Source organism: Enterobacter sp. 22499 (assembly GCF_052044815.1).
GTDB lineage: Bacteria > Pseudomonadota > Gammaproteobacteria > Enterobacterales > Enterobacteriaceae > Enterobacter > Enterobacter bugandensis.
Window position 1 is genome coordinate 139,758 of record NZ_JBQENR010000003.1, and the last position, 14,779, is coordinate 154,536.

Genomic DNA, 14,779 nt, shown 5'->3' on the forward strand with positions numbered 1-14,779 from the left:
GAACGATTTCATGCTGCCTCCGATCCGCTTGTTACGCACATTTCTGGCAAATTTGCCCTTACCAGAGCTTCAGCGAACGGCGGCGGAACCGCATTACCGCAGCGGGCCACCTGCTTATCCTTCGCATACTTCACGCCGCGGTAGTCCCTATCGATGATGTACCACTCAGGGAAACCCTGCGCCCGATACAACTCATGGGGCTGAAGCATGCGCATGCCGATATCTACGATGCGGTAAGTGATGCCATCGACAGTAACCAGCCCGGTGCAGTCCTCACCACAATATTCCTGTAGGAAATCAGCCGTAAGCTGCGCGCGGTGCTCGTCGTATCCCTCATTTGCCAGCGTGGTATTAACTTCACCAAAATGCTGACCGCCAGCGGTCACGGTTTGCAGTGGAGTGTCAGTAGGCTGGCCGGTATTGGTACCGCGCATTTTGATAATGCTGGAGGTGACAAGAGCGTGGTGATCGGTGGTGGTCACGGTGTGAATGGGCTCGTTCAGAGCAACGCCAGCTCCGGTGTAATTCCCGCCGAAGTGTTTCACCATATTCGCCGCGACCATTGCGAACTTTCCGCCGCCGGCAGTAATCGTCCCCAGCGGTTTTTCCAGTTGCAGAACCCGCGGTGCCTGCCCTGGGCGTTCGCCATATCCCATCTGGATCAGCGTCGGCGTCACCAGCTGCGATTTTCCGCCGCCCCCAGCAGTAATCGTTGCGCTCGGCTCGTCTGCCCTGTGGCCGACGCTGGCACCAAACTGGCGGGCGATGACCGGCGCGACAACACACGCGCGGGACTGCTTGAGGATTGTATGAACGGGTTTATCCAGCGGGCGCGGCTTCGCCTGGTACTCACTGCCGCCGTTGCCAGCCAGGAACGGGGTCAGCGCAGCCTCAACTACGCCGAGAGCATGTCCATTCCCGCCCGGGCGCCGGGATGTGCCAGCAGTGACCGTTGGTACGGGTTCAGTTACTGGCTGCCCGGTGGCACCGGTGCGGAACTTGGTCAAGTGCGGCACGGCTATCGTATATCCATGGGTTTTGGTAAGGGTCTGCAGCGGTTCCTCCAGCGATTGGCCACGGAAACAGTCATATTTGCCCTTCGTGGTGGTGTGGTTGCACTTCACGATGAACGGCGTCGGATTATCCAGAACGAAGCGTTGGATGCCTCTGGCGATGCGCTTTAGGGTGTTCTCAGCTAACTGTTTCTTCCGACCAAAGATTGACGGGGCGCTAATTGACCAGTCGATACACTCCGCAGCTGTGCGCCACGGCGCCAGGCTTCCCGCCTGTACCGCTGGAGACTTCGGGTCTCCGTGCGTAGCCGCCGGCCACCTAACTGGCACGCCATCGCAGCGCATGACCATGAAGAATCGCTTACGAATGGTCGGCGCGCCGTAGTCACACGCACGCATCTCACGGTAATCGACGTTGTAGCCCAGTCCATTAATCAACTGCTGAGCTTGCTGGCTATCCGGCAGAATGTCCAAGAACTCGCAGCACTCGGCCAGCGCAGGATGATATGCCGGGATGCCACAGGAGAGCATTCCGCAGAAAGCTTCGAATGTTTCGCCAGCGCGAGCCGGGTCAGGGCGCATTTCCTCGACTAGCAGCGGTCCCCAGGTTTTGAACTCCTCCACGTTCTCCAGCATCATCACCCGCGGACGAACAGACAGAGCCCAACGAATGACGATCCATGCCAACCCGCGAATCTCTTTCTCAACCGGTTTTGAGCCTTTCGCTTTTGAGAAGTGTCGGCAGTCAGGGCTGAACCAGGCTAGGCCAACCGGTTTACCTGCGGTCGCTGTTGCCGGGTCAACATCAAACACACTTTCGCAGTAGTGCAGAGTGTCCGGGTGATTAGTAGTGTGCATAGCAACGGCATTCAGGTCGTGGTTAATCGCAATGTCCACGCTGCGGCCAATCGCCAATTCAATACCCGTACTTGCCCCGCCTCCACCGGCAAAATTGTCAACGATGATTTCTTTCACGAGCTTCTCTCCATTGTTGCGATTAACGACCGCGCGGACATGACTATTTGAGGAATGGGTGTTTTCTCTAACCACATGCGGTTGATGTGAAATTTGAGCTTCCGCTTGTTTTTTTCAGTAATGGCGCCGTCATGTTCAACGGCACTGAAAACCATCTCGACCTCTGCCGGCCAAATTGCGCAATCTGTTTCATAACCCTCCGGTGTCGGTTCTGATGGACCAACCATTCCTGGGGTGAGGGTTACACTGGAGGAGCATTCGTTTCCCCAGTGATCCCAGCCCGGCGCCGCGCTGCGGCTAAACAGCTCAATGCGCGGCACATCTCCGTAAAGCAGTTCCAGTCGGTGGCGCACCTCCCAAGGCTTTTCGCTGTGCGCACCGAGTGGGCTGTAGATCACCTGCTTAATCCCGGCATGCTTTCTCTCCAGCCCGGTGCCGCGGGTGGCAATCAACAGGTCTTCGGTGTTGGCCCTGGTGTGATTGCCACCATTCATGCGCGTCTCGGCGTTTAGCAGATCGAGGAAGTCGTAAAAGTCGGTGACCTCACCCTCGGCCAGCGCCTTGTTGATGCGCAGTTCTGCGTTCTGGTTCAGCTTCACCCAGGTAAAGCCCTTCATCGTGCGAACGGTAAAACCCCAGGCCTCGGCCAGCTCGATAGCCTCCTGGTTATGCGTGCCGGTGTACCACATCGCCAGCACCGCGTTTTCGGCGGCAAGCTCCCATACTGGCAGGCGTTTGATGTCGATTAGCTTCATGGTTGAGTAGTGATCGGCAGCGGCACCGTTACTGATGGTGTTGACGTAAGACCAGGGCGGATCTGCATAGATAAGAGAGTATTTTCCGGTCATGCATCCTCCTGCTCCGGATCGTTAACATCCCAGCCATTACGCTCAATGTTGGTTTGCAGCCGCTTATCTCCGACCTCTTCAATGCTGCGGCCGGTAATCTCTGCGACTTCAGAGTTTGAGTGTCGCCACAGCAGCGCCAGCTCTTCGAGTGACCACGCTTTCATAGCACTGACTCCATTTCGTCGATGTAGAGGCCCTGAGCAATCAGGCGGCGACGGCGTGCGGCACGTGCTATGCATTCCTGCCGTCTGCCTTCCTGCGATTGTTCAATGGCACGCCGGGTGAACAGCCGCGATTTACCCTGAGGCGTAATGACCTTTGGCTTCGTTACCAGGTCGAAAGTCCGGTCGCAGATGCCGTCCTCGTTGATCCACTTTTCCGACTCAACTACCTGCGCTATCTGTCCGGTACCGCGGGTGATGCCGTTGGCTACCCGGTTAAACTCAATCAGGGTTACGCCAAACTTCTCAGCGATTTCGCTGCCCGTTACCGGGCGGCCGCGCGTCTGAATCATCCAGATAACGCGTTCACGGAGGCCGGAGAATTGCCCGGTTCGCCCGGGTCTGCGGTAAAATGGTGTGCGTTTCATTTCCACTGCTCCCCGAACGTGAATCCGATCTCCGCCAGCGCCTCGTCCATCTTCTCGATGAACTCGGGCACCATTTCGTTGAAGTCGGACATGTACTGCGGATCCCGCTCAACGACGACATGATGAATGCCTTCGCGTTTCATGCGGGGGTCATAGTTGGCAAAAAACCAGGCGTCTTTTCCGGTAATCCACATGCTGTACTGCACCTGGGCCATGTACGCAGACTTGATGGCTTCGAAACCGCCAAGGCGGAATTTCATGAAGTCGCGGGAGGTGAACGGGCATTTCAATTCGAGGCCGAAATCGTTACTGCACAGGCCGTCAGGGGAGCACGCAGTGCGCATGCTCTCGTCACGGAACAGGATCGGAGACTCCGTGACTTTCACGTCCGTGGTGAACTCGAAGAGGGTGCGGGCGTCTTCCTCGTACTGCTTGCCCCAGGCCAGCGCCTTGGCGTTAACCTCTGGCGCTACGCCGGTGCATACCTCGGCGAGTAGGGTGTGGAAGTAGGACATCTTCATGTCTGTCCACTTCTTTCCCGATCTTGGCTTGGCGATGACGTTGTGTACTTCTGAGGCAGTAATGACGCCGAGGCGCAGCCGGTGCCACGCCTCATCGCCCTGTTGAATAGTGGTTACATCAATGCCGGAGCGGGATTGGATAATTTCTGGTGTCATGCCGCCGCCTTAGCCCTTTTCTGAAGGAAGCCAAACCCTTTCTGTGCCTCTTCTTCAGTGAGTTCTGACGCCTCAAGAATTTGCCGTTTGAAGATGTCGCTGCACAGTGGAAGGAAGTCTTTCTCCCAGTCTTTATCCAGGGTCGTTAAGAGATCAGTGATCGCCTGAAGCGTTTCTTCACTTGCGGCTGGTGGAAGCGATTCTGTGGTGCTGCGCGGCGTGACTTCACGGATATCAACGTCCAGTGATTTGCCTTCCATTTCTTCGGCGGTAGGCTGCTGTCCAATCTCAGGCCATGCCTTACGCAATGCCTGAGCTTCCGCGCATTTCGCCAACTGGCCGTATGGGCGCTTTTTCCACATCGCGTTCGGCGCCGTGGTGTCGCGGCCGCCGGTGGCGTAGTTTTCAATCCAGTATTCTTTGGCGCTGAACTCGACGATCTCTCCACTGGGCATGCGCTTGTAGACGGTGTATTTGCACCACTGAGGGAAGGTCACCTCGACACCAGTAAGCGTCTGAGTTACGTCGGGACCGAACTCTGGTTCGCGGGCACCGGCATAATCGCCAGAACGGTCTGCCTGAATGCGGTAAAGCCCGATGCCCGGCATGACGACGTCGCGCCATTCACTTTTACCTGTTCTCGAGTCTTTGACGCTCATCGGCACGAGGTGGACAGGCTTCAGTAGTGGATCCAACTGGCGGGCACGGCAGTAATCGAGCGCCATCATTACCGATTCGTCTTTGGCGCCAGGGTAGATACTGTTCTTCAGCGCGCTCCAGGTAGCGACGTCGATGCCTTTTTCCTGCAGCGCGCTCGCTGTGATTGTTAATTCGTTTGCCATCGTTAATCCCCTCAAAAATTAAAACGGGCAGCCGGTACGGTGTTCCCAGTCGTATTCCGCCTGGGCGTAAGCAACTGCCGAAATGAAATCGTTGTAGGCCTCGCCAGCTTTATCGCTGCGAAGTCCTTCGTATGGGCTGGTGTCGATCGGGACCGTGAAGTGGAAGAGGCCGGACGGCTCTTTTGGCATCATGTCGATGATTTGCTGCGCCCTGTCGTCGATCCACTTCTCCTTTTCGTCGGTGAGCTGCTGCTCAACCCAGCGCCGATCTTCGATGCGGTCGTAAGTTAGGTATGCGTTCATGGCTGAACTCCTGAAATTTGGATGTGCAGATCCCGCCCGCATTGAGCCAGGCCGATCGGTTGAATAGGGGGTTAGTGATGCGCGATGTCTTTCGCCGGGAACTCGCCGTTGCGGAGGATGCTTTCTACCGGCCAGCACTCAGCTGACACTTTCTGCTCTGTAGCTGCTTGGCTGCATTCCTGCTGGCTGTCGTAAACGCCGAGAATGACATCCTGATAATCACCGTTGGTCATTGCCACGGTCAGGACGAGCGCGAATAAAGTTTCCATCAGTGAAGAGTCCTCCCGATGGCGACGGCGTAAAGACGCTTTGCTTCTTCCCACGCCGGAGCATTGCGATGGAGTACCGCGAACGACGCGAGCCGTTGGGCCTCTCTGATCTTCTGCTGGTTTACCATGATTTCCTCTTGGCCTTATCGCGGCGAACGGAACGGTTAATACAAGACTTCTGCGCTATTGGGCGGTGGATGGCCGCCGGTTGTCATAACTAAGCCGCCTCGGTGAAGCGACTGAGGTATGAAAAAGCCGCTGGTTAGGCGGCCCTGAGTTTGTTGACGTAATTCATACAGGCTGTTGGGGTGCATGTTCGCCAGGTGGTTTTATGCTGCATCCGCTTGCTTGGTGGGTAATAAGCAACAGTGCCTTTCGGTGTGCGAAATATGAGGGTGTTTTCTCCCTCTTCGAACTCAACTCCATTGCGCTGAAAGAATGCCTTCATCCCTTCATGTGCTGAGTTCCGCGCAATCCTGCGCCGCTCCTTAAGCTCTGGCTTCATATCTCGCCAAAACTCACCCATCGTATAATCGTCGTCTGCCATTAAACCCTCTGCCGTTACCTGCAAAAAAGGCCGCCTACTTGGCAGCCTAAACTTGAATGACTGCCGGGATGTTTAGCCACGCCCGGCGCGTGTGCCCGCCATACCCCTACAGCGAGATTCTGTGATAGCATTTTGAAACCCCTACAGTTTGCGAGTCACAAAATGCCCGAATGGATTTCAGTTTGGATTGCCAAGATCTTTGGCAGTGAGCCAGTGGTTAAGGTTATGTATGTGCTTATTGGTTGGGCGCTTCTTATTCTATTGATACCCCCAAGCTTTGCAGCAGCGATTTATGAAAAATCTAATATTCCTTTTTCTGGTCAACTTTGCCTATTCGCTTTAGCATTTATCATTGTTGACGGACTACACCGAGTCATAAAGTGGTTTGAATCTCGCAGGTGCTCTGCTGTGAATAATTTAAAGCTAACTCAGGAAGCAGATGAGAAAGCAAGATTAATATCAAGAGTCATAGAACAATTAGACGAAGGAGAAAAAGAAAGATTATTCAAATACTTTGAATTAAAAGAAAATACACTTTGGTTTTTCCCCAGCGATGTTTATGTAACAAGCCTTTCTCAAAAGGGAGTGATTATATGCGCTCATAATCATCGCCGAACTGATGGCAGGTTACAGATGACTTATAGAATTAATGATATCTACATTGAAGCGGCTAGAGAGTGCTTTCAAAAATCTAACGCACTGTAAGTTGCTTTGAATTACGCATCGCTCTCGTAAAAGCGATCTGTAATTCGCTTGTGAGCAGCATTGCCGTTCATCCTGAACCCGCCGCGCTCCCGACGCATGGTTTACTGTCGCGCCGTTCGACTGACCGAATCTCCACTTCGCCGCTGGCTAACTTCGCTCAGCTGTCGATGTTTCGTTTCGATGAGTTGATAATAGCGATGAGTATTGTTTATAGCAATACGTATTGATATTAAATAATAGCAATTGCTATTAATGCATTGATAGCTAAAGGAATTTATTTTGATATTTTTTCGAGTGAATGAGATTCGGATCGTGTTTTAAGTGGGATGGGGATTGCTGTGATGGGAGGGCTAGCTGCAGGCAATAAAAAACCCAGCGATAAGGCTGGGTTCTTCTGAACTGAGAAATTTAGCGGGTAACCATAACTGTATTGTTCTGTCCTGCTTTTACTGACGCAGGGGACATCAGCGCGCCGCCTTCAGTCACCAACCCGTAAGTGGATGGACGCATCCAGGTAACGGTGGTTTGAACGTAATATTCGCCAGGGGCAATGTTATCGAACTCAAACTTACCCTGGGCATCAGCAATGGTGACTTTCTCATACTTCGCAGCGCGCATATCTTCTTTGTCGCAGCGGGTCAGCCCCATGCAGGTGGTGAACTGGAAATCGGTATAAGAGGTTTTTGGCATCAGGATCACCTGGCTGCCGGCCGCTACTTTTACGTCTCCGCCCATTGTCTTGAGGAATGCCTGACCAGTCAGTTTCTCTGAACCATCAAGCTTCAACTTGTCATACTCGGCCTGTGGGAACTGCGGGAGGTTTACTGGTTTAGGAATGGACATGCACCCAGAGAGAAGCGCAGCTGCTGTCGCTGCAATAACCAACTTTTTCATGATAAACCTTGCTGTGAAAAGCCGTTAGGCAAAAATTTTAACCGTGTTTTCTGTATGTTTGAGGCATGCTGCCAATCACTTTACCGAACACCAGTATCCTGTTCATTTCTTCTTTTTCAATCGGATCCCATGGACGGTAAGTCTGGTTATCTGAAATGACCAGAAGCTTATCTTTCATCTTTTGGAGGCGTTTAACGTGCGAGGTGTCGTCGTAGATGAAGGCGTAAATCCCATCGCCATCAAAGTGCTGGACGCTGATGTCGACGAATAGTAAGTCGCCTGGCTCGATGGTCCCGGACATGCTGTCACCGCGAACATTGATGATTCTGATCTGCTCCGCCTTCCTGCCGTTGAACATCCGGCGGGCATCTTCGACTGAATATTCCACGGATCGTAGCACCTCTACAAACTCGCTGTTGATGGCTCCTGGCCCAGCGCTTACGTAAAAGTCTAGCGCTACAATGCGGAAAGTGTCAGTAGGTCCCGGCTCGGTTTTTGGCTGAGAAATTGCGGGCATTTGACCATCGTCACGCATCGGGCCAACTCCGGTTGAAAGCCACTCAGAGCGAACGCCAAGCGCGTTGGCAATCTCAACGATTTTAGTTGAGCCGCGGGCATTGCCACTGGTCAGCCGCCAGATGGTGGGCTGAGCAACGCCAGACGCCTTAGCCAGGGCGCCCTGAGACATGCCTGATAGTTCCATCGCCTGATTCAGGCGTTCTGCAAGAGTTTCTTTTTTCATGAGTTTAAATTTATACGCTTGCGTATTGATGGTCAAAACACGTTTAGCTATTGCCTAAATCAATACGCATTGCTATTATCAATTCACACCAATACTCATAGGAATTGGAATATGACGAACAAAACCATCCAGCGCGCCATTGATATCGCTGGTAGCCAGAAGAAATTAGCCGACCTTTGCGGTGTGGCGCAGCCGACGGTATGGCGCTGGTTGCACGGTGGCGGCATCGATGCCCGCTACGTAATGAAGATTGTCAATGCAACTAACGGCAAGCTCAAACCAGCAGATATCCGTCCAGATCTCGCCCAGCTGCTTGGGGCGAATAACACAGCCGCTTAAAGGCGGCCCTAACCACGAAAGGGAAAGCAATGCATTCACTTGCGTATCAACAAGGTAACAAATTTTCGCCAACGGCGATGATTTACCAGAATCGCCGGGAACCTGATTCCAAGGCGTTAAACATCGATGGGATCCGCGCAGCTGTTCGCGCCTGGGCAGCTGACTGCCGCAGCCGTGAATTTGTCGCGGCGCTGATTGTGGAAGAGTGGCGGGCTACCGGCGGCACCGGGCTGGATATCCCGACTGACTCTCACCGCCAGATGCAGAAGGTTTTCCGCTGGATCGACGGCGACACCGAATATGCGGCAAACAACATTCGCCAGCTGGCACCGGCAATCATGTCCGTCCTGCCGCTGGAGTATCGAAATCGCCTGGCGCCACAGAACGACAAGATGTCGCTGATCGCATCCGCGATGAAAGAGTGTGCCGAGGCTAAACAGGCTGTCCTGCTGAACGCTCCAGAGCATCAGAAGCTGAAAGAGGTAAGCGAGGGTATAGCGTCGCTGTTCCGCCTCATGCCGGAGCAGGTGGGGCCGCTGATGACGATGGTCACGTCGATGTTGGGGGTTATGTGAGAACTACAGAAATGGCGAAAGCCGGTCTGCGCGAACAGAACCGACTTTCTGGTGCAAATCGTTTGGACTCTTTGCAGGAGTAAGTATGTCAAACACCGCCAAAGTAATCAAATTCCCTGCGCAGCAACCGGCGCAGCAGGAGAATCGCATGGCCGATCTGGAAAATGGCTATCTTCGCCTTGCTAACCAGATTCAGGATGCCCTGTGTTTCGTAGAGCTTTCGGGGCGTGAGTTCCGCGTGCTGAATGCTATTGTTCGCCTGACGTATGGCTGGTCCAAGAAAGAGGACCGGATCACCAACAGCCTCATTGCAGATAAAACCAGACTGGCCGTTAAGCACGTTTCTGAAGCTGTGCTCAGCTTGGCTTATCGCAACATCATCAGGATGCGCAGAATCGGGCAGACACGTTACATCGGGATCAACACGCTTCTGGATAGCTGGGCTTACACAAAGCCAAAATGTGCAAAGTGCCCGGTCAGTTTCCCGGTCGCTGAAGTTGTAACGCAAGTTATTACCATCCCTGAAATCGGGGATAGCAAAATCACCTCTAAAACCATCCCTGAAAACGGGGATAACCATCCCCAAAAACAGGGAGAGGTATCCCTGAAAATAGGGAACACCAAAGACATTCTTCCAAAGACAAATATAAAACCTAATACCCCCTCTAATCCCCCAAGGGGGAAGGACAAGTTTGATCCGCTCGATGTTGACGTTCCTGACTGGCTAAACAAAACCGCCTGGCAGGAATGGGTCGCTTACCGCAAACAGTCTGGCAAGCCGATCAAAACTGAGCTGACCGTCACGAAGGCATTCAAGCTGCTGAAAGAGTGCCTGGAAGACGGACACAATCCGGTCGACGTGATCAACACCAGTATTGCGAACGGTTACCAGGGACTTTTTAAGCCTAAGTTCGCTGTCAAACCAGCCGTCAAGACGGATCTGGACTTCAACAACACTGACTGGATCTATGGAGTGATGCCATGAAATCTCTTGCAGAACAGATGCGTAATCACGACCGCGAGCAGATGAGCCGCATAGCCCACAACCTGCCTGAGCAGTGCGAAGAGCGACCACGACTTGAACAACTAGCGCTGATATTTAACAACCTGTTCAACGAGCTTCGCGTTGCATTCCCTGCAAGCATGGCGAACTTTCGCACCCAGGCTGACGTGAACGAATTCCGACGTCAGTGGCTCATGGCGTTCCAGGAGAATGGTATTTACTCCATGGACCAGGTTGAGGCCGGCATGCGTGTGGCGCGTAGCCAGGACCGACCATTTCTGCCATCGCCGGGCCAGTTCGTCGCCTGGTGCAAGCAGAGCGGCGGGGCGCTTGGCATCACCGTTGACCAGGTGGTCGCCGAATACTGGGACTGGCGAAACCGTTCGTTCGAGTTCACATCCAGCGAGCAGTTCCCATGGTCGCAGCCGGTCATGTACCACATCTGCGTTGAACTGCGCCACCGCAGCACTGAGCGCCAGTTAACGCATGGTGAGCTGGCGCGTGAAGCAGGTGACCTGCTGGATATGTGGGAGAAGCGCGTCACCGAGGGTAAGCCAGTGCCGCCAGTGCGCCGGGCGCTTGCCGCACCGACTGCCGATCACGGCACGACACCGATCCAGTTGCTTCTGGCGAAGTACAACCGCAAAAAATAGAATTAAAAAATACATTAGGGGAATATTGATAGTAATATTAAAAAATGGGGGTGTTACATGTGGTTTTTATAATTTAAAGTGGAGTGAATCTTATTCACTCCGTCGGAAAGTTTAAATTACTTCTTTGCGCAGCTCAATTGCTTTATCCATAATAGATGTCGTGGTTAATAGTTCGCCGATGGATTTTATATAGCCTTCCTCAGATACAGGGTAGCTGGATTTAAGTTTGTTAATAATTAAAGACATAGAATCACCGTCTTCACTTACTGCCCATCCAGCTATCATTTCTGATTTTATGTCATTTGTTAGGTAAATGTATTTTTTACCTTTTTGATTGGTTGACATAAAACTAATCATTAATGAAGAAATAGCAGGGAGAGTGTTGTCGGGCACGTTTGTTGTTAGTTTTATATGATTCGGGCCTATGATAGATGTATTCAAAGCCTCACTTGCTTGCTCAAGATATATTTCGAGGTCGGCAATCGCTTTATCAATTTTGCTAGTGGTCATTAGTGTGTCGTTTACAATTTTTGTAAATGGATTATCAGACATTTTAGTACACCTCTAAGCTGATAGGTAAATGGTCAATTAATGTATCTTTGCCATAAATAAATTGTTTTAGCAAATCATTATAAATGATTTTAGTACTACCTTCCTTCAATAGCCATGGTCCTTCATTCAAAAATGCCGATGATACGTGTGCATGATCAAGAACAGCACAGCCGTTTTCGCTTGCTCTACTTGATCTAGAAACAAATGTACCGAAACCATTTTGATTAACAATCCCAGACATATTGTTGTTAAGTAAAGAATGTTGCCCGTTAAAGCTGAATGAAAGGTTATATAATCGTTTACTATCTCTCAAAACATAAAATTTGTTATTATATGATTTTAAATTTGTATCTCTTATAATTTCCTCTGGGGTTTTGTTGTAATCCCCAATTAAAATAACTTGCTTTCCATATTCTAATAATTGAGTGCATTCTCTTCTGAGTTCTTCTGCTGCGTCTTTGTGTTTAAATTCATACCCTGGTGTTTTTTTGGAGGACCAATGGGAAACTATTATTGAAAGATCTGGATTATTCTCACTTGAGGAGACGCTAAACTCCACCCCAACTTTAATGTTGGTGCCTGTATTTTGGCGTCCATCATCTAAATCATTAAATATATTATATTTAATTAGATCTAAGGAAATATGTTTTTTATACAGAGCACATATGCCAAAACAAAGATTTCGTGAGAATTTTTCTGTTGCGGGGATTAAATTCACACTGTCGAAAATCTCATGGGATTGTGATATTTGAGTTATGAAGTCGTCATCAATTTCACAGAGAAATAAAATGTCTGTGTTTTCATCAGTAAAAATACTATATATAACTTGCAAGACTTGTAATTCTTGACTTGTTCTGTCGTTGCTATGAATAATCCCAGTATTCCAAAAAGATATTATCATTTAAAAAGCCCAAATTAACTTAAAAAGCTACCATGTTGAAATTTCTTACTTATTATATTGTTTCAACAATTTAGTGTCATTTTCAATGATTATACTAAAAAGGTTGTATCATGTATATTAGTCATTTGACCTTCTTAATTCAACCCGCCATAATCATGTCATCGGAGCCTGAACAACTCCGGTGACTTCTGCGCATTTAAGGGGACTTAAATGCGACCACAATCTGAACTCCTCACCTTGTCACAGATGCAGAAATGCACCTGCGATTTTGTGCATTCTGCGGTTTCCGTTAAGGAGGCCGTATGACTCTGCCAGTAGACGGCATCAAACTCCATCGAGGCAACTTCGCGGCCATCGGCCAGCAGATTCAGCCATTGCTGGATGCCGGGCAATGCTTCCGCCTGCAGGTTAAGCCGTGGCGCGAGAAGCGCAGTCTGTCGCAGAACGCGCTCAGCCACATGTGGTACACGGAAATCAGCGAGTACCTCATCGCCCGCGGAAAGACCTTCGCTACACCCGAGTGGGTCAAAGACGCGATGAAGCACACCTATCTCGGCTACGAAAGCAAAGACCGGGTAGACGTCGTGTCCGGCGAAGTCACTACCTTACAATCCCTCCGCCATACGTCAGAGCTGGAAACTGGTGAGATGTACATCTTCCTGTGCAAAGTCGAAGCCTGGGCGATGAATATCGGCTGTCACCTGACCATTCCCCAAAGTTGCGAGTACCAGCAGTTGCGCAATAAGCAGGAGGCATGATGTCTACTCCACTGTCCCGCGTCATCACCAATGAAATCTTCCGCGTTCCGGCGCGCCGTAATCGTAAACCAACGGTTAAGCCGTCCGACATCCCGACATTCAAGGACTACACCGCCCGCCTGGTGGATCAGAAATGGCTGCGTCTCGCGGCACGGAGGAATCATGCGTAAACCGTCCCGCCGTAAGTGCAAAGTCTGCGGTGAATACTTCGAGCCGAAATTCCACGACATCAGGATCCGCTGGTGCAGCCCGGAGCACGGCGCAATCCTCGCTATGGAAGAACGCGAAAAGGAGAAGGTGAAAGCCGTAGCTAAGCGCATCAAGGAGCAGAAAGAGGCAGAGAAGGCCGGGCGCAAACGCCGCAAGGAAAGGCTGGCAGAGCTACGGCCTGCCGGCTACTACAAAGCCCAGGCTCAGCATGCATTCAATGCCTTCATCCGTGCGCGCGATGCCGATTTACCATGCATCAGCTGCGGCGAGACCAGCCCGCCTGATCTGCACGGCGGCCAGTGGGACTGCGGCCACTTCAAAACGGTCGGCGCAAATCCTGAACTGCGCTTTGAAGAGCGCAACGCCCATAAGCAGTGCAAATCATGTAATGCCGGAGCGGGCAAATATACCGCTAAAGAGGCGACCGTCGCGCAACAATACGAAGCGGGCCTGGTCGCTCGTTACGGGCAGGAATACGTCGACTGGCTCAACGGCCCCCACGAAATGACCAACTACCGCCGTGAAGACTTCATTCGGATCCGCGATGAGTACCGCGCCAAGCTCAAAGCACTGAAACAGCAGGAGGGCGCATGAACCACGCCGACTTCCTGCGGTACCAGGCAGAAAGCGTTAAGCGCGCCAACCTGCCGCCAGTAGCAAAGCACAGCCAGACCAAAACCAACCAGCCACATAAGGAAGCCGCATGAACAGTCAGCAACTGGAATACGTACGTCAGCAGCTCATTGTGGCGACCGCAGATCTGAGCGGGGCGACGAAAGGGCAGCTGGTAGCTTTCGCCGAGAACGCACAATTCACCGCGACGGCGCGCAGCCGGGGCCGGAAGAAAATCACTGATCCGGTCACCGGCCGTAAAGTTAACCCGGACGGACCGGCGATGAGCGGCAACCAGTCCCGCGCCAAGGGTTCGTCTATTGCGCTGGTGGGGCCGGCTGAGTTCGCTACCGCATCATGGCGCCGCGCTGTGCTGTCTCTGGAAGACCATCAGAAAGCGTGGCTGCTGTGGAACTACAGCGAGAATATCCGCTTCGAGTATCAGGTGGCGATCACCCAGTGGGCGTGGGCAGAGTTTCGGGAGCAACTCGGCACGAAGAAGGTTGCAGGCAAGACAATGGAGCGCCTAAAGAAGCTTATCTGGCTGGCGGCGCAGGACGTGAAAGCAGAGTTGGCGGGTAAGGATGTGTATCAGCACCAGGACCTGGCGGCCCTGTGTGGCGTTAAGCCTGATAACTGGTGCCATAACTACGCCGATTACTGGCGGGCCATGTGCAACATCTTTAAGCGGCTTGATGGCGATTCTCTTCTCTGCACTGTGAGAACACGATCACAACAAAAAGCGACTTTTTCGCAGCAGGGTATTGCATAA

Annotated in this window: 22 protein-coding genes and 1 pseudogene; 10 read left to right on the forward strand and 13 right to left on the reverse strand. The window is 51.9% G+C overall.

Going from position 1 to position 14,779, the window contains the following annotated elements:
* Positions 1-8: 8 nt before the first annotated feature.
* The 9 genes and pseudogenes from ACTJI7_RS11795 to ACTJI7_RS11835 form a co-directional block, all read right to left on the reverse strand.
* On the reverse strand, positions 9-1,988 hold the full coding sequence (locus ACTJI7_RS11795; RefSeq protein ID WP_440670393.1) for a DNA cytosine methyltransferase: 1,980 nt from the start codon (positions 1,986-1,988) through the stop codon (positions 9-11).
* Between the two features lie 227 nt (positions 1,989-2,215).
* Positions 2,216-2,836: pseudogene (locus ACTJI7_RS11800) on the reverse strand (MT-A70 family methyltransferase); the annotation flags it as partial.
* On the reverse strand, positions 2,833-3,000 hold the full coding sequence (locus ACTJI7_RS11805; RefSeq protein ID WP_190320708.1) for a hypothetical protein: 168 nt from the start codon (positions 2,998-3,000) through the stop codon (positions 2,833-2,835). The gene ACTJI7_RS11805 and the pseudogene ACTJI7_RS11800, both read right to left, overlap by 4 nt.
* Positions 2,997-3,425 carry a regulator gene (locus ACTJI7_RS11810; protein ID WP_440670391.1) on the reverse strand — a complete coding sequence of 143 codons (429 nt, stop codon included), beginning with the start codon at positions 3,423-3,425 and terminating at the stop codon, positions 2,997-2,999. Before ACTJI7_RS11810 ends, ACTJI7_RS11805 begins: the two co-directional genes overlap by 4 nt.
* Positions 3,422-4,102: a lambda exonuclease family protein gene (locus tag ACTJI7_RS11815; protein WP_440670389.1), complete on the reverse strand. Its 681-nt coding sequence runs from the start codon at positions 4,100-4,102 to the stop codon at positions 3,422-3,424. The genes ACTJI7_RS11810 and ACTJI7_RS11815 overlap by 4 nt, the downstream gene beginning before the upstream one ends.
* A complete protein-coding gene (gene bet / locus ACTJI7_RS11820) occupies positions 4,099-4,944 on the reverse strand; it encodes a phage recombination protein Bet (protein WP_440670387.1) in 846 nt (281 codons plus the stop codon). Before bet ends, ACTJI7_RS11815 begins: the two co-directional genes overlap by 4 nt.
* Positions 4,945-4,962: 18 nt before the next feature.
* Positions 4,963-5,247, reverse strand: coding sequence for a host nuclease inhibitor GamL (gamL, locus tag ACTJI7_RS11825; RefSeq protein ID WP_094948501.1), 285 nt, complete (start codon positions 5,245-5,247; stop codon positions 4,963-4,965).
* A 71-nt stretch (positions 5,248-5,318) separates the two neighbouring features.
* On the reverse strand, positions 5,319-5,516 hold the full coding sequence (locus ACTJI7_RS11830; RefSeq protein ID WP_192985132.1) for a DUF1482 family protein: 198 nt from the start codon (positions 5,514-5,516) through the stop codon (positions 5,319-5,321).
* Between the two features lie 262 nt (positions 5,517-5,778).
* A complete protein-coding gene (locus ACTJI7_RS11835; RefSeq protein ID WP_440670384.1) occupies positions 5,779-6,063 on the reverse strand; it encodes a hypothetical protein in 285 nt (94 codons plus the stop codon).
* Between the two features lie 162 nt (positions 6,064-6,225).
* Here ACTJI7_RS11835 and ACTJI7_RS11840 point away from each other — a divergent pair, with 162 nt between their 5' ends.
* Entirely contained in the window at positions 6,226-6,768 is a 543-nt protein-coding gene (locus ACTJI7_RS11840) for a super-infection exclusion protein B (RefSeq protein WP_440670382.1), read from the forward strand.
* 408 nt (positions 6,769-7,176) lie between these two features.
* On the opposite strand, the gene ACTJI7_RS11845 is transcribed toward ACTJI7_RS11840, so the two are convergent.
* Together ACTJI7_RS11845 and ACTJI7_RS11850 are read right to left on the reverse strand one after the other, a co-directional pair.
* A complete protein-coding gene (locus ACTJI7_RS11845; protein WP_072032024.1) occupies positions 7,177-7,662 on the reverse strand; it encodes a lipoprotein in 486 nt (161 codons plus the stop codon).
* Between the two features lie 37 nt (positions 7,663-7,699).
* Entirely contained in the window at positions 7,700-8,404 is a 705-nt protein-coding gene (locus tag ACTJI7_RS11850) for an XRE family transcriptional regulator (protein ID WP_032645000.1), read from the reverse strand.
* A 111-nt stretch (positions 8,405-8,515) separates the two neighbouring features.
* Here ACTJI7_RS11850 and ACTJI7_RS11855 point away from each other — a divergent pair, with 111 nt between their 5' ends.
* The 4 genes from ACTJI7_RS11855 (at position 8,516) to ACTJI7_RS11870 (ending at position 10,974) form a co-directional block, all read left to right on the forward strand.
* Positions 8,516-8,743 carry a helix-turn-helix domain-containing protein gene (locus ACTJI7_RS11855; protein WP_040117293.1) on the forward strand — a complete coding sequence of 76 codons (228 nt, stop codon included), beginning with the start codon at positions 8,516-8,518 and terminating at the stop codon, positions 8,741-8,743.
* A 29-nt stretch (positions 8,744-8,772) separates the two neighbouring features.
* Positions 8,773-9,318, forward strand: coding sequence for a toxin YdaT family protein (locus tag ACTJI7_RS11860; protein WP_028013592.1), 546 nt, complete (start codon positions 8,773-8,775; stop codon positions 9,316-9,318).
* An 85-nt stretch (positions 9,319-9,403) separates the two neighbouring features.
* A complete protein-coding gene (locus tag ACTJI7_RS11865; protein WP_440670379.1) occupies positions 9,404-10,303 on the forward strand; it encodes a replication protein in 900 nt (299 codons plus the stop codon).
* A complete protein-coding gene (locus ACTJI7_RS11870) occupies positions 10,300-10,974 on the forward strand; it encodes a replication protein P (RefSeq protein ID WP_440670377.1) in 675 nt (224 codons plus the stop codon). Before ACTJI7_RS11865 ends, ACTJI7_RS11870 begins: the two co-directional genes overlap by 4 nt.
* 111 nt (positions 10,975-11,085) lie before the next feature.
* On the opposite strand, the gene ACTJI7_RS11875 is transcribed toward ACTJI7_RS11870, so the two are convergent.
* Together ACTJI7_RS11875 and ACTJI7_RS11880 are read right to left on the reverse strand one after the other, a co-directional pair.
* Entirely contained in the window at positions 11,086-11,526 is a 441-nt protein-coding gene (locus ACTJI7_RS11875; protein ID WP_219998965.1) for a hypothetical protein, read from the reverse strand.
* A gap of 1 nt (position 11,527) precedes the next feature.
* A complete protein-coding gene (locus ACTJI7_RS11880) occupies positions 11,528-12,427 on the reverse strand; it encodes a hypothetical protein (protein ID WP_313846991.1) in 900 nt (299 codons plus the stop codon).
* Positions 12,428-12,729: 302 nt separating this feature from the next.
* Here ACTJI7_RS11880 and ACTJI7_RS11885 point away from each other — a divergent pair, with 302 nt between their 5' ends.
* The 5 genes from ACTJI7_RS11885 to ACTJI7_RS11905 are packed head-to-tail and all read left to right on the forward strand — an operon-like array spanning position 12,730 to position 14,779.
* Positions 12,730-13,185 carry a YbcN family protein gene (locus tag ACTJI7_RS11885; protein ID WP_440670374.1) on the forward strand — a complete coding sequence of 152 codons (456 nt, stop codon included), beginning with the start codon at positions 12,730-12,732 and terminating at the stop codon, positions 13,183-13,185.
* On the forward strand, positions 13,185-13,355 hold the full coding sequence (locus tag ACTJI7_RS11890) for a NinE family protein (protein ID WP_440670372.1): 171 nt from the start codon (positions 13,185-13,187) through the stop codon (positions 13,353-13,355). Before ACTJI7_RS11885 ends, ACTJI7_RS11890 begins: the two co-directional genes overlap by 1 nt.
* Positions 13,348-13,989 carry a recombination protein NinG gene (locus ACTJI7_RS11895; protein WP_440670370.1) on the forward strand — a complete coding sequence of 214 codons (642 nt, stop codon included), beginning with the start codon at positions 13,348-13,350 and terminating at the stop codon, positions 13,987-13,989. The genes ACTJI7_RS11890 and ACTJI7_RS11895 overlap by 8 nt, the downstream gene beginning before the upstream one ends.
* Positions 13,986-14,102, forward strand: a complete 117-nt coding sequence (locus ACTJI7_RS11900; protein ID WP_094881377.1) for a hypothetical protein — start codon at positions 13,986-13,988, stop codon at positions 14,100-14,102. Before ACTJI7_RS11895 ends, ACTJI7_RS11900 begins: the two co-directional genes overlap by 4 nt.
* Positions 14,099-14,779, forward strand: a complete 681-nt coding sequence (locus ACTJI7_RS11905; protein WP_440670368.1) for a bacteriophage antitermination protein Q — start codon at positions 14,099-14,101, stop codon at positions 14,777-14,779. The genes ACTJI7_RS11900 and ACTJI7_RS11905 overlap by 4 nt, the downstream gene beginning before the upstream one ends.